Annotated in this window: 7 protein-coding genes and 5 pseudogenes; 5 read left to right on the top strand and 7 right to left on the bottom strand. The window is 59.9% G+C overall.

The genetic code is table 11. From position 1 onward, the window contains the following. Window positions 1–1,332 precede the first annotated feature (1,332 nt). The 3 genes and pseudogenes from EJ077_RS01900 to EJ077_RS01890 all read left to right on the top strand — a co-directional run. Window positions 1,333–2,637: pseudogene (locus EJ077_RS01900) on the top strand (M16 family metallopeptidase); the annotation flags it as partial. Window positions 2,638–2,646: 9 nt separating this feature from the next. Further along, window positions 2,647–3,912, top strand: a complete 1,266-nt coding sequence (locus EJ077_RS01895; protein ID WP_335930842.1) for a pitrilysin family protein — start codon at window positions 2,647–2,649, stop codon at window positions 3,910–3,912. 405 nt (window positions 3,913–4,317) lie between these two features. Next, entirely contained in the window at window positions 4,318–5,793 is a 1,476-nt protein-coding gene (locus EJ077_RS01890) for an NAD-dependent succinate-semialdehyde dehydrogenase (protein ID WP_135863523.1), read from the top strand. Between the two features lie 785 nt (window positions 5,794–6,578). On the opposite strand, the gene EJ077_RS01885 is transcribed toward EJ077_RS01890, so the two are convergent. Next, the gene (locus EJ077_RS01885; RefSeq protein WP_224570032.1) at window positions 6,579–7,094 is read right to left on the bottom strand and encodes a DUF2285 domain-containing protein; all 516 of its coding nucleotides are present in this window, start codon (window positions 7,092–7,094) and stop codon (window positions 6,579–6,581) included. Window positions 7,095–7,209: 115 nt separating this feature from the next. Further along, window positions 7,210–7,380, bottom strand: a pseudogene (locus EJ077_RS32715) (DUF6499 domain-containing protein); the annotation flags it as partial. A 651-nt stretch (window positions 7,381–8,031) separates the two neighbouring features. Here EJ077_RS32715 and EJ077_RS01880 point away from each other — a divergent pair. Beyond that, a pseudogene (locus tag EJ077_RS01880) lies at window positions 8,032–8,342 on the top strand (IS256 family transposase); the annotation flags it as partial. Window positions 8,343–9,111: 769 nt separating this feature from the next. Next, entirely contained in the window at window positions 9,112–9,351 is a 240-nt protein-coding gene (locus EJ077_RS01875; protein WP_165349974.1) for a hypothetical protein, read from the top strand. Here the strand turns inward: EJ077_RS01875 and EJ077_RS01870 are convergent. From EJ077_RS01870 to EJ077_RS01850, 5 genes and pseudogenes are all read right to left on the bottom strand, one after another. After that, window positions 9,317–9,946, bottom strand: coding sequence for a hypothetical protein (locus EJ077_RS01870; RefSeq protein WP_126080679.1), 630 nt, complete (start codon window positions 9,944–9,946; stop codon window positions 9,317–9,319). The genes EJ077_RS01875 and EJ077_RS01870 overlap by 35 nt on opposite strands. 192 nt (window positions 9,947–10,138) lie before the next feature. Continuing rightward, window positions 10,139–10,451 (bottom strand): annotated as a pseudogene (locus tag EJ077_RS31805) (ATP-binding protein); the annotation flags it as partial. A 10-nt stretch (window positions 10,452–10,461) separates the two neighbouring features. Further along, window positions 10,462–10,994, bottom strand: a pseudogene (locus EJ077_RS31800) (IS21 family transposase); the annotation flags it as partial. 1,442 nt (window positions 10,995–12,436) lie between these two features. Next, on the bottom strand, window positions 12,437–13,753 hold the full coding sequence (locus tag EJ077_RS01855; RefSeq protein WP_126063913.1) for a type II toxin-antitoxin system HipA family toxin: 1,317 nt from the start codon (window positions 13,751–13,753) through the stop codon (window positions 12,437–12,439). Further along, the gene (locus EJ077_RS01850; protein WP_167498459.1) at window positions 13,743–14,081 is read right to left on the bottom strand and encodes a helix-turn-helix transcriptional regulator; all 339 of its coding nucleotides are present in this window, start codon (window positions 14,079–14,081) and stop codon (window positions 13,743–13,745) included. Before EJ077_RS01850 ends, EJ077_RS01855 begins: the two co-directional genes overlap by 11 nt. Window positions 14,082–14,253 lie beyond the last annotated feature (172 nt).

The following is a 14,253-nucleotide window of genomic DNA, read 5'->3' as shown; positions in this document are numbered from 1 at the left end:
TCATCACGGGTTTGGAGAGGATCTGGTGTTAAGTGCCATTCGGAGCGCCGGCGAACCGCCCGAAATTAATGTGGTCGAGTCATGAAGCCTCCCGAATGCGTTAAACGAGACCCTTTATGGCGGCCCTGGCTGACAACAGTCTGAAAGCTGCAAGCGGCATGCGAAAATGGGGCGATCCTGAATGACGACAGATGCTATCAACATGAAAGAGGCTCGCCCTGAAAGCTGAGCACGCTTTATGCTCAGGCTGCTGACAAGGCCAAAGCAGCGTAAGTGCGTAGTGAAATCCAAGGTCCACATGGGTCGTCGCGCGTCCCGTGCGCCTGGGAAGGCGCCGGCCCGGCCAAGCTTTCCCAGCTCGTCCGCATGATGCTTCGCTGAGCGTCAATGGACGTTGGCGCGAGACCAAGGCGTCGTGCGTTGCAATCCGGACGGTCCAGGGTATCAGGAGTTTCACGGCCTCGGCCCGCTTGGCTGGCCACAGTTGAAGCTCCAACGTACCGGCTGGCACCGGGAAATTGGGCTCTGCGCTGCCTCAACGCTGATGGCACGGTCAATGCTTGCCTACCGATGGGGCCGCCCATGCCGTGATGCTGTCGGTCGACGTTCGCAAACCAGACCCTCGCGAGACCCAGCGAAGGGGCTCGCCGGTACGACGAGGGACCTTACCTCTTTATGCGCGGCATCATTATCGAGGATGACATGTTGCCTTACACGTCGTCCCTCGCGCTCGGGTCTTTGTGGGGCGGATGAAGTCCTGATCGCGGTGGCACTGCTGCATGTTTGCGTAAGACCCATCCAGTCACGATCGCGCTGTCCTTCGATGTCGCGGTGCTGATAGGCGGGCAGATCGGTGTGCGCGGCGCCCGCCAAAGGATCGTCGTCACGCCGGAGGAGGCGAGCGTCATAGCCGGCGCGCCGGCGAAAGGCGCTTTCTGTCGGATGCCCGACAATGTCGGATATCGCAAGTATCAAGGTTGGATCAAACCTTGCGAATCGGGGCTTTCTTACTTGGCACGGGGCATGCTCAGGTATCCGCAAACACCCAATGGATAACGAGCAGACTTCCCATGGCCTCACCATGCCGAAAGTTTCCCGGACGCATCCAAAGATGAGGCTCGCGTCAGGCCCAGCAACACGCTGACGGCTCATGTGGCTCGGCGTCGCGTGCCGATCCACTTTCTCCCAATAGGCGTTCGGGAGACATAGATCCTTCAAAATGAGGAACAGATCACTTTGCCAGGAACGCAGCCCATAACCCCACTCTCCCTACCAGAACTACCAAGCAAGCCCCGCACTCATGGGCTTCGCAGGACGTCCGTTGCGTCCGAGTTGGTCGGCGCGGGGCCGGCTCCGATCCCCGTCGCATGGGAGGACGGCAAGGCGAGGGATTTCGTGCTCGACAACGGCATGGAGGTGGTCGTCATTCCCAACCACCGGGCGCCGATCGTCACCCACATGGTGTGGTACAAGATCGGCAGCGCCGACGAGCCGCCGGGCAAATCCGGCATCGCCCATTTCTTCGAGCATCTGATGTTCAAGGCGACGACCAACCATGCGGGCGGCGAATTCGACCGCGCAGTGTTCGAGATCGGCGGCTCCAACAACGCCTTCACCTCCTCCGACTACACCGCCTTCTATCAGACAGTGGCGCCGTCGGCGCTCGAGCTGATGATGAGCTTCGAGGCCGACCGAATGCGAAACCTCATCCTCACCGACGATGTCGTCAAGACCGAGCGCGACGTGGTCATCGAGGAGCGCCGCTCAAGCACCGACACCAACCCGCAGGACGTGCTCCATGAGGAGATCGACGCGACGCTGTGGCAGAACCAGCCCTATCGCATCCCGATCATCGGCTGGATGCAGGAGATCGAGCAGCTGAACCGCGTCGACGCCACCGCCTTCTATGAAAAATACTACTGGCCCAACAACTCCGTGCTGATCGTGGCCGGCGATGTCGAGCCGGAAACGGTGAAGGTGCTGGCCGAGAAGACCTATGGCAAGGTGGCGCGCGGGCCCGACCTGCCGCCGCGCATCCGGCCGGTTGAGCCCGAGCAGAACACCAGGCGCACCGTCACGCTCTCCGACGCCCGCGTCAGCGTGCCCAGTTTTTCGACGCAGTGGGTGGTGCCGTCTTACCATACCGCCAAGCCGGGCGAGGCCGAAGCGCTCGACCTGCTGTCCGAAATCCTCGGCGGCGGTAACCGCAGCCGGCTTTACCAGGCGCTCGCTGTCCAGCAAGGTATCGCTTCCAGCGCCTGCGCCTATTTCCAGGGCACCATGCTCGACGACACCAGGTTCGCCATCTATGGCGCGCCGCGCGGCGATGCCAAGCTGGCCGATCTCGAAGCGGCGGCCGCTGCCGAAGTCGCTCGCATTGCCAAGGATGGTGTCAGCAGCGAGGAACTGGGCAAGGCCAAGGAGCGCTTTGTGCGCGATATGATCTTTGCCGAAGACGACCAGGACGACCTCGCCTGCATCTACGGCTCGACGCTGGCCACCGGCGGCACCGTGAAAGATGTCGAGGAACGGCCGTCTCGCATCCGCAGGGTTACCGCCGCGCAAATCAAAGCAGTTGCCGCCCGCTATCTCGCGTTCGACCGTTCGACCACGGGCTATCTCTTGCCCAAGACGGAGAATCAAGAGATGACGCTCGGCGCTCAGCCCCATGCTGCGATGAACATCCAGGAGGTGAAGTCCGAAAAGGGCATCATCGCCTGGCTGGTGGAGGACCACACAGTGGAAATCGTCAACATCGGCTTTGCCTTCAACGGCGGCACCACGCAGGACCCGGTCGGGAAGGAGGGGATGGCCAAACTGATGGCCGGCCTGTTCATCGAAGGCGCTGGCCATTACGACAGCGATGCCTTCCAGGTGAAGCTCGACGATGCCGGCGCCGAAATGAGTTTGGACGCGCAAAGCGACGACATCTACGGATCGGTGTGCATGCTTTCCAAAAAGCAGGACGCCGCGTTCGGCCTGCTTCGGCTCGCGCTGAACGCGCCGCGCTTCGACCAGGGGCCGATCGATCGCGTCCGCGCCGAGATTGTCTCCGGCATCGTCGGCAGCGAGCGAGACCCTGGCGCAATCGCTCAGCGCAAATGGCTGCGCGCGATCTACGGCGCGCATCCTTGTTCAAGGCCGGGAGAAGGCACAAAAGAGAGCCTCGCCGGCATCACGCCGTCCGACCTCCTCGCCTTCCACCAGGCCATTTTCGCTCGCGACGGGCTCCATATTGCCGTGGTGGGTGACATTGACGCGAACACGTTGAGGGAAAGGCTTGACCAGCTGTTTGGTGATTTGCCTGAGCAACAAACCCTCGTCCCCGTCTACGATGTCGCGCCGAAACTCGGTCAACTGGTGGAGGAGAACTACGACCTGCCGCAGACTTCGCTAACGTTGGCCTGGCCTGGCGTGAAGCGTAGCGCGCCGAATTTCTACGCCGCCGTGCTGATGAACGACATCCTTGGCGGCTCATACTTGACTTCCCGCCTTTACGAGGAGGTACGCCAAAAACGCGGCCTTGCCTATCACGTCAGCTCTGAACTGACCCTTGACAAGCTTCTGGTTACGACAGAGACACGCTCGGATTGCGCCGCCCAAACGCTGAGCATCGTGCGAGAGGTGGTAAAGCAGATGGCGCAGCAAGGACCGACCGGGGCCGAGCTCAAGGCGGCGAAGAAGCACCTGATCGGCACCTATGCCATTGACCGTCTGGGCTCGACCAGCTCGATTGCAGACCGGCTCCTGGATTTGCAGATTCAAAATGCCGACGTCGACTACAACCAGCGTCGCGCCCGCAGCATCGGTCGGGTGACGCTCAAACAGGTCAAGGCGGCGGCCAAGAAGCTGCTTTCGGCCGAGCCCGCCATTTTGGTGGTCGGCCCGCCGCTGGGCGGCAAGGATGAGTAAAGAAACTCATCTCGCCTTCCTTCTTCCTTGGGGCTTCTCGTGGGAAGAGCGAATATGGAGGCCGGTGGGCCAAGCAGATCATGCAGACCCGCGGAGTCGTTTCGCGGGCCTTGCGCGGCATTGGCGGTCCAGGGGCCTCTCGCCGAAAAGGCGCTCCTCAGCATGCATGCCGCCTTTTGCAGAATACACTCGCACGCCACCAGCAGGCAGCGGGTGGATGAAGCAAACATCCGGCTGCTCAATCCATCAACTGATGAACCGCGGGCACTCAAACTAACGGAACTGTTGTCGTATGTTTGGTCTACCAACTGCTTTGCCGAGGCCCTAGGACGAACCCGCTGGTGCAGAATACACACCGACGGCCTGTCGACCTGGATGTTCGCTGCGTTGAGGAGGAATCCGGTATTGCCCCTGTGCCTGCCGATGATCCGCCGTCTGAAATCCCCGCACCTGTTTGGAGCCATCGACCGCCTGCCGGCACTCGGCAGACCGGTTGGCAATAAGACGTTCGAGGTCGTCAATCCGTCGACCGGCGAAGTTTTGGCAGAGCTTCCCGATATGGGCGTGGAGGAGACACGTGCTGCGGTAGACAAGGCCTATGTTGCGCAGTCGGGATGGGCCGCGTTGACTGCCCGAGAGCGTAGCGACGTTCTTTGGCGATGGCATCAGCTGATCATCGACCATGCAGGCGATCTCGCCGCGATTCTGACCGCGGAAATGGGCAAGCCGCTTGCCGAAGCCGTGTCAGAGGTATCGCATGCGGCGGCGTATCTGCAATGGTATGCCGAGGAGGCCAATCGCGTCTATGGCGAGACGATCTCGGCACCCTCGACAGACCGCCGAATGCTAGTGATCAAGCAGCCCATCGGCGTTGTTGGCACGATCACGCCATGGAATTTCCCGGCCTCCATGGTGGCGCGCAAGATCTCGCCGGCCTTGGCTGCGGGCTGCACGATCGTGCTCAAGCCCGCTGAACAGACGCCGCTCGTGGCTGGCGCAATGTTCGCCCTTGCCCATCAGGCCGGCTTTCCCGATGGCGTGGTCAACCTGATCTATGCGTCCGAAGGTGATCGCGTCGGCCGTGAACTCTGCACCAATTCCAAGATCCGCAAGATCAGCTTCACCGGTTCGACCGAGGTCGGGCGGCTGCTGATGCGTCAGTGCTCTGACCAGATCAAGAAGGTTAGCCTTGAGCTCGGCGGCAACGCACCTTTCATCATCTTCGATGATGCCGACATTGACGGTGCTGTTGACGGTGCGGTCCAGGCGAAGTTCCGCAATGCCGGCCAGACCTGCGTTTCCGCGAACCGCATTTACGTCCAATCGAGCGTTCACGATGAGTTCGTCAAGAAATTCGTGGAAAGAATCCGGCACTTGTCGGTTGGCGACGGATTCGATGCCGGAGTGGACATCGGACCGCTCATCGACAAGCATGCTCTGGCCAAGATCGAGTCTCACATCGCAGATGCCATTGCGAAAGGCGGCACAATACGATGCGGGGGCCAGCGTATCGGCAAGAATGGCACGTTTTTCGAACCCACGGTCCTCACCGAGATTTCCAGCGTCATGGCAGTCGCGCAAGAGGAGACATTCGGGCCGCTCGCGCCGATCATTCGCTTCAACGATGCGGATCAGGTCGTGCGCGAGGCCAATGACACGATCTACGGCCTCGCCGCATACTTCTATGCCTCAAACCTGAAGCGGGTCTGGCGTGTGGCAGAGGCTCTGGAATATGGCATGGTTGGCATCAACACGGGACGCATGTCCTCGGAGGCGGCACCGTTTGGCGGGATCAAACAATCCGGCATCGGGCGGGAGGGTTCCCGTCATGGCCTCGAGGACTATCTGGAAATGAAATATCTTTGCATGGGCGGGATTTGAAACCTGCTGCACTGTCTCTCCGCCCCACCGGGGGCGGCCTGCGGTCAATGCCGCCACCTAATTGGAAGTTCCAAACGCCGTTGACCTGAAACACGGATGCCCGGCAGGAGACTGAGCTCGCTGCCGGGCCGGACATGCCTTGGGAGGGCATAAATCAGCGCTCCTAGGGCCGATGGGCCACTCAGTTCGTGCGCCTTTTGCCGATTGCGTTGCATGTGCCGTGCCAAGCCAAAAAGCATTGATAAACCGCCGATGGATCAGCTTTTGCCCTGTTGCGCATTCTACATTGTGGGATATGCGACAATGCCCAAGCGGTTGAATCGTCGTGTTGCAGAACCCCAGACGGGTCATGACTGCTATTCTTAGGACAGTGCGCAGCAAGCCGCTACTCGCTGCACTCCAGGCACACCATTTCCATAATCAAGCGGTGGGTGCTATGTCTGACCGAGCTGTCGACCAGGGAACGGTGTGAGGCCTCAAATCCCTCCATATTGTTGCACCCGCCGGTCCAACAGGACTGCAGGTCCGGACTCAAAGGATCTTGGCTGCTATGGCGACATTGCGGTGCACGCCGCTTTCCGACCAATGATGTGCGTCCAGGTCGAGGCCGGCCCTAATGAACCACCGCCTTGGCACCCTCGCCCATCTCATTTTCGGCATCGACAAGCTAGACCAGAGCGCACTTGCAAGGCGCCATGCAGTCCTGTCGGCGGGCGAACTGTTGGTGACGGGTACAGCTGCGAGCGAACGTTCATCCACCGACGCACAGCGCGGACTGTCGCTTTTCAAATTAGGAAATCTCTGTAGCCACCATTCATGAGCGCGCGGCCACGCGAGACGGCCCGACGGATGCGGTCGCGCAGATGATCGCGAGGATCCGCCCAGTCGGCATGGACGCGCCGTTGACCGATGAGAACTTCGGCGAGCTCGCGATGAGGTGCTCCGGCGAGCGAACCGTCGAGCGCACGAAGAACGAAGGACAAACGAACGCCGCGCTTTTCCGGCGCAAACAAGCGGGGGGGCAACTGTTGCCCTAGACTGAGAGCATTGAGGCACTCCAGTCCCCTCAGTCGATGCTTTAAAAGCACCGCGGGCCAGATGGCTTGCGTATGCAGGCAAACAGGGTGGAGGATATTCGCGCCCGAGACGGCGAGCTGCAGCGCGTGGTCCGCATTGCGAAGAAGAACATGCTGGCTCTTGTCGGGCGCCAGCAGGACGATTGCACGACAGGGCAATGCCGAGAGTTCGAACGGCGGTGTCGGCGACGAGGCAGGCAACCGTTCCGCAATGACCGGCAGCACATGGACGCACCAGAGCGGACACCAGAATACGACCGAAGCGCGGCCACAAGACTCCGCGAAACAGAACACCCCAGCGTGACAGGTCGCCGGCCGACGCGACCATATCGAGAAAGGATTGGAGAGACCAAGTCTTGCAATGCTGGCGCGCAGCGGTCAGATCGCGCTGGAACGCTGGATTGCGGCGTAAGAACTCCCAAGCCCACTCCCGCAGCGTCAGGCCAGCGGTGTAGTCGTATGATCTTTCATCCCGCCAATCGGCCTGATCCGCGCCAGTCAGGAGATTCATGACTGACATCCCCTGCCCGCGCCTGCGTGCGTCGAAACATTATGCCACTTCGCAAAGCATCGGCGTAGGCAGCAGACGTCGAAGACCCCGTTTCGTTGAAGCGTCAGCCATCGCCACTGTCGGCGACAGAAGATGTGCCCAAATTGCCACCAGACCGTCGAACTGGCACAGCGACGGCCAGCGCGACCTGGAATTGATCCCGTAACAGTCATCGGCTCCTGCGTCGCGATCCAGACGTCCCTTGAAGGCGCAGTAGCGCGGCAGTGGATCGCACGCTGCTTGTCGGCAAGTTGTCGTAGCGGCGGCGCCATAGGCACGGTCATCGGAGGGTCTCCTGCGGCAAGCTTTCGCCATTGGAGGCCAATCTCCCCGCTAGGGCAGCCTGTGCAGTTGCACAGGTGAAGCGGATCAATCAGGGGGAGCCATGGCGGAAACTGGATGATGGCGGCTTGAGGAGAGCGGCGTATCGAGGCGGGTGATGAAGCCTGCCAGTACCTCTCAAGGAGAGTGATACGCCATGAACGAGACTATCAACACATTGTTCGCCTTCGTCAGCCCGACGAAATCGATGATACCCTGACGGATGTACTTCGCAGCGGCGCGCGCAAATTGCTTGCGCATGCGATCGAGATGGAGGCCGAGGCGTATGCCAAGGCGGTCGACTGCCTGACGAAAGATCATATTGCGTCGCTGGCGCTCTACGATTTCCCCGCCCAACACTGGGATCATCTGCGAACGTCCAATCCCATCGAAAGCGTCTTTGCAACCGTTCGCTATCGCACGGTGCGTACCAAGGGCTCGCTATCCTCGAAAACCGCCCAGCTGATGGTCTTCAAGCTGTTGGCCGCGGCCAGGAAGTGGCGACGATTGAAAGGACAAATCAGTTGCCGAAACTCATCGCAGGTGCCAGGTTCCTGGACGGAATCCAGGTCATCGAAACGAAGCCGCAGAGCGCCGCTTGATCAGCCTCGTCACCCAAATTCCAGCATAGCTCCATCGGAACTGCCAGCCTTCCTTGCCGATCAGGCGCATATCAGCGCTGACGATACCGAGGACGGCGATGGCGGTCACCTCCAGGCCGCCGAGTAACGACCCTCAAAACACCGCACTGGTCGAGGCCAGCCTGAACCGGTATCTTGTGCCTGCCCTCGGGAGTCGCTCTATCCACCATGTGATCGACACCGACATTGCTAACGTCACCAAGAAGATCGTCGCCGGGGGTCACCCGCAAGCGGCTAACACGGCCTTCTGGTGTATGCGGGCATTTTTCAACTGGTGTCGCAAACCGCCGCAACGGCTCATCCGCGGTTTCCCCGCGAGGGATTGGAAAATCCGGATCCGGCCCCGATCGTCAAGCGCAAGCGAGTGGTGAACGATGCCGAACTGGCGGCTATATGAACGGGCTGTGAGCCCGAACCGGGCGATATCGGCTATTCGTTCGGCTCCATCGTCAAGCTGCTCATTCTGACCGGACAGAGGCGTACGGAAGTTGCCGCGATGCGTTGGTCCTCAACCTTGAAGCCGGAACATGGAACTATCGGGTGACCGCACGAAGAACGAAGAGCCTACGCTTATTCCGCTGCCCACACTGGCGGTGTCGGTCCCCCAGACGGTACCGAAGACCAATGACACGTTTTTTTCCCTGCGAGGGGCAACGAAAGAAGCCACTTCTCAGGCTACGCGAAGGGCAAGAAGGCTCTAGACGGCAAGGTCAATACTGACGGGGTGGCTTTGGAGAACTGGACCCTTCACGATCTGCGCAGGACGCTCGCGACAAATCTCGGCAGGCGGCAGGTATTGCCACACGTCATCGAGCACATACTGAATCACAAGGCGGCGTCCTTGACAGACATTGGCGAAATCTACAATCTCTATAGCAAAGTCAAGGAGAAGCGCGAGGTGTTGCAGATGTGGTCAAATCACATCGAATGGCTGATCAAGCAGGCTGCGGATGACGCTCTGGCGGCGTAGCTGCTGGCATGGGCGGAAGATGCGGCGCAACAATCGTCAGAGCCTCATCGAATTGGAGATCATGCTTGACCAGCAAATGCGCGGCCAATGCTTCGATGGCCGACCAGTGATCGAGTACTAGCCGGGCCGTGCAATCTTCGATCCGCCCCCAATCGGGGCGGCGCGGCATCAGGAACCGCAACTCACCATAGATTCGCTTGGCATCCGCGTAGTCGCAGCTCCCCTCATTCCCATCGGACGCATTCATCGCCATATCGCGCGGGTCCAGATAGCCTTCGAATGCGGAGTCTGCAAAAGGACCTGCCAGACACGCAACTATCTCCCGGATCGCATCATCGCGTTCCAAACATCGATCCATATCGTCCTCGAAAATCGGCTTTCGCTTCGAGGTGAATCCTTGCGCTGAATAAAAACCCGCGCCTTCGACAACACCACCGCACTCTCCGTCACCGGCGTCGGGGTAAATACTAACACTTGAGAAAGCAGGGAGTTCACGGTCGTCGTCGAACGTCTGACGGTGCAAAACGATGGCGGCCACCGCGTGCCCGGCTTCGTGATGCGCCACAAGCGGCAGATATTGGGAGGCTACATTCATGCGGTGCGGCTCTCAGGTCTAGTTTGCTTTTGCGCATAGGACCGCAATTGTCGTGCCAACTGGGAAAATCGTTTCGGGCAATGCGATCGCTCCGATAGCGTTGCGTCTCCTGTCTGACATTGTTGGGAAGTCGACACGCGCCCGTCGCAATGCGGTCGACCTTCCGCGCGAGTTGGGTGACCCGTGAAGGCGGCCGACCAGGACGATGTTGCGCTGATCGGCGACGAAGGCGCGGCCGGGCGAGATCGCGCATCAGGGGTGACCGGCGTGTCGGCGAAGTCGAAGTCGTCGATGTCCTTGGCCAGCGGCAACTTGGCGACAGCGAACTGGTATTTGATGGAGCGGGCCTGCTTCTCCGATATCTCGGCCTGCAAGAGATCACCGACAATCCTGGGCGGCTCGTGCCGTCGCTTGATGGCGACGCGCCCATGATCTCGTCATAGGCTCTGCGCATTCCGTAGAGCTTCAGCGCTCCCATCAGTTCCAGTACCTCGGTGCGTTCCATGGCTGTTTGTCCTCCTGAGACTGTCATAGCGGGTGCAGTCGGCGACACTCGTGAGCTAGCTTCAGCGCTTGGGGAATGGAAAGGATCGTGCCCGGCGCCGGATCGCGGCTGCGGGCCAGGATGTTGAGGATCACCGGCGCCGACGATGCACCGTGCTCGATGGCTTCCTGACAGGCGGCCTCGACCGCGCTCAATCCGTCGGTCAGCACCCAGGTGAGGATCAACACCATCTGCCGGTCGACGTCATCAACCGCCTTGAGCTGCGCCGCACCTTCTCCATTGCCGACCGCACGACCCAGCTAAGGAACGGCGCGCGCCGTGTGCCAGGGATCGTAGACGACCTCGTTGCGGCCAAAGGAGCGAACGTGTTCTCCCACGACCACGCCATCCTCTGGCGGATGCGATCCGATCGACATAAGCATGGATCTCGACGGGCCGACCGACGGCACTCGACAGCACCGAGTATTTGTTGTTGTCGAAGCGCACCGTGCAGGTCTTCGACACCGACGGGGGAATGCAGTGGAAGCCGTCGAAGCGACCGGCAGCCGCTCCCGCTGCGGCTTGGCCGCATTCGCCGACAGCAGCCGGTCCCGCGTCTCACGCCGAGCTCCCATGCGGGGATAGGGCTGGTGCTTGCGCTCGTAGCGGAACTCCGTCTGCTCAGAACGCAGGACCTTGCGCACCACCTTGCGCGAGATCTTCAGCTCACGGCAGATCGCCTTGATCGACTTCCCCTGGACCAGCGACAGCCGACGTATCTTTGCAATCGTCTCTAAAACCAACATCCAAAACACAAATGCCTCCGATCAAGCCGGAGGCATCTTGATGACCCCATCGTTAAAGGGTCCCGTTTGGACGAAAATCACCCTTTAAACAGGGTCCCCATTCCACGAAAAATCAATGCACTACCTTCCAAAGCTGCGAGAGATCGCCACCGACCGCTTTGAAGGGGCTTTCGGCGGTCTCGTCAGCGAGGTTGTGGCATGAAGAAACATCAATCCACAGCATTGGGCCGAAGCATGCCACGGGCTCATGCCGCGGGAGAGCGGGAAGATATTCTTGAAAGAAGCGGTCTCCGACATCAATACCGACAGGATGGGCAGCTTTCTCACATCACTTGAGGTCGAGCGTGGCAGTTGCGACCCGCAATGCAAGGCTGGCGGCGATGGATGCCTTTGCGCGGTTCCTGATTTCGGAGCACCCCGAATATTAGGATACGCTGCAACTGGTGGTGACACTTCCCTTCAAGAGAGCGCGTGGGTGGCACCTGTCGAATATCTCGATGAGCCCGGAAATCAAGAGCGTCCTGGCGCGTATCGACCGCCGCACGCCTTCTGGACAGCGGGATTACGCTCTGTTTTCGCTGATGTTCAATACGGATGCACGAGTTCAGGGATCCTGACTCTTCGATTGTGACCTTCGTCTGGTATCGCCCTGTCCCGCCGAGCAAAGCAACGACCGCCCCACACTGCTCACCCGGTTCGGTGTTCGATACTTGCTGCGCACACATGGCTGCGGGCGAAGGAACCACCCTGGCGGAAAAAAGCATCCATCATCGCCCTTTGCGGGACACGACGGCCATCCACCTCGTCAAGGCGGGTGTTGACATCGCCACCATCAGTCGATGGCCAGGCCACTCGGGCTGAACTAACGATGCGCTACGCCCAGGCCGGTATCGATATGAAGCGGCAAGCGCTCGAACAAGTCTTCCCCGACGTGATGTCATCGGCAAAAGATCAGACGATCATCGCTTTGATGGCTGGATGTTTGGCTGGCTGCACCGCTTGTAGACGCTCAGTTATGTGGAGTTGTATCGCGGGAAGTCGCGCGTCTTGGGCTTTTGCGATGTCAGCTCCACATCTCTCCGCAGTGCACGTTGTCACTGTTGAAGAGCCGTTTGTTCAATCTTCGTCCTGGCACGGCAAGGGTTGTCCATATTGTGGGCGTCTTACGCTTGCCGAGCTTGTCCGAAATCCAGCGCCGGATCAGGCGTGAACACTGTTGCGTAGTTCGTCAGCCAGAGCGCGGAGAACGTCGGCGCTTCCTTCCAGCGCCGTAAAAGCGTAGGGATTGAGGAACTGTCGGCCCCAGAACAGATTGCGATCTGTGCCGGATAGCGTAGCTTCCTCGCTAACACGCGGCCAATTCTCCGCAATGCATCGGAGCTGGCCTTCAACAATCGCAAGAGCTTCCGGCGCGCTGAGCAGGAAGTGATGCGCGGCTTCAAGGCAGGACGCTATCCGGCTCATGCGGTTATTGCCGCTGATGAGCATGGCCTGGCTGGCCTCCTGGCCACTGCGGGCCTGCGGACAAATATCGTACGCAGGCGTGAGGGTGAGCTTAGCCCCATCCCAGAATGCCGCATGGTTGCGGGCATGATCGTCGGTGTTGCCGCAAAGTATGTTGAAGACAATGCGGCTGAATAACTCGCGCAGAGTTTCCGACGGCGCGGTGAATCGGTGGCGAATGATCTCCGCCAAATCCTGGTAGCTGGCGTAACGCGCCATCATCTCATCGAGCGCGAGCATCGTCAGCGCTGAGACCATGGATTTGCGTTGCCAGCCGCCCGTGACCTTGATCCGGTCGAATCGCTCGACGAGCAACACGTCGTTGCCTGCGGCGCGAACGAGCGAGACGGATGCCGCTCTGATGCCGCACAAGGCGGCAAGCCGCATGGCTATGAATTCTCCTTTGACGACGCTGTAAAGGTCGGCAGACGAGGAAAATTTCGCGACATGCTTGACGGCGTCATCCTCGATCAGCGCCTTTGGCCTTGCGCCGCCGATCGAGCTGCCGTGATGCAGCGCCTGATCTAATTCGGGGGTGAGCGGAATACCTTTCTCTACCCGCTCCGCCGATTGGACAAGCTCTTCGAGAGTGGCATTGGCCAGTGCGCGCGGCTCGTAATTCGTGGGCGAAAACTGAAAATCGAGCGCGCCGATGCGGTCCGAGCCTGATTCCAGCAGGAACGTCAGTTCTGAAATATCGAGCCGCGCGATTTCATCGCCCTTCACACCGAATTTGCGGTTTAGGATAACCCGTCGTCCCCAGGCATCGGGGGCAGCATCGCGGATGCATCCCGGCATGGTTAGGCCAGGAAGCAAAGGCAATTCGCCTGCCTTCAGGGGCAGTTCCGGGAGATAAAGCGGGATCGCGCTGCCCAGTTCACGAAAGCTCCTGCCATAGTTGAAGCTGACGAGTCCGTCATGGGCATATAGCCGCCCGGCGACAACCGGCGCGGTCTCGCCCGGCAGCCAGACCCAGACATAGGCTTCGTCGTACTTGGGGACCTTAGAACTCATCGACGATCTGCTTGCCGGCCTTGTAGACGTGCTTCGGCAGCAGCGCGATGCGATCGTCAATGCGGCCTGTGAGGGCTGTGATGCCATTGCCGTCGGCATCGAACAGCTTCACACCGACAATGGCAGCAGCTTCGAACATCAGTCCGATTTCGACTTTGGGATCGCCCTTCTCGATGCGCTGCAGGGTGCTGCGTGAAACACCGATTCTCTCGGCTAACTCCTGTGCGGTTAATCGGTGCTGCATCCGGCCCAGCCGGATGGTCTTACCGAAAAGGCCAAGCGCTTCCATCGCGTAGCGCGAATAGGTGCGTTTATGCGCTGCCGTCATTCGGGTCTCCGTGACCTATGCATGATCCATATCACCATCTTTCGACCTTTATATAGGTAATGTCGCAGAGCGACTGCCAAAGTCAAGACTCCGTATCGTATGACTCAATCCCCCTGATTCGACTTTATATGCAGCAAGAGTTCGCATCACGGCTACGTTCGGAAAGCCAGGT

Source organism: Mesorhizobium sp. M8A.F.Ca.ET.057.01.1.1 (assembly GCF_003952565.1).
Lineage (GTDB): Bacteria > Pseudomonadota > Alphaproteobacteria > Rhizobiales > Rhizobiaceae > Mesorhizobium.
Note: the sequence above shows the minus strand (reverse complement) of the source record. Positions and strands in the feature narration are given on the sequence as shown.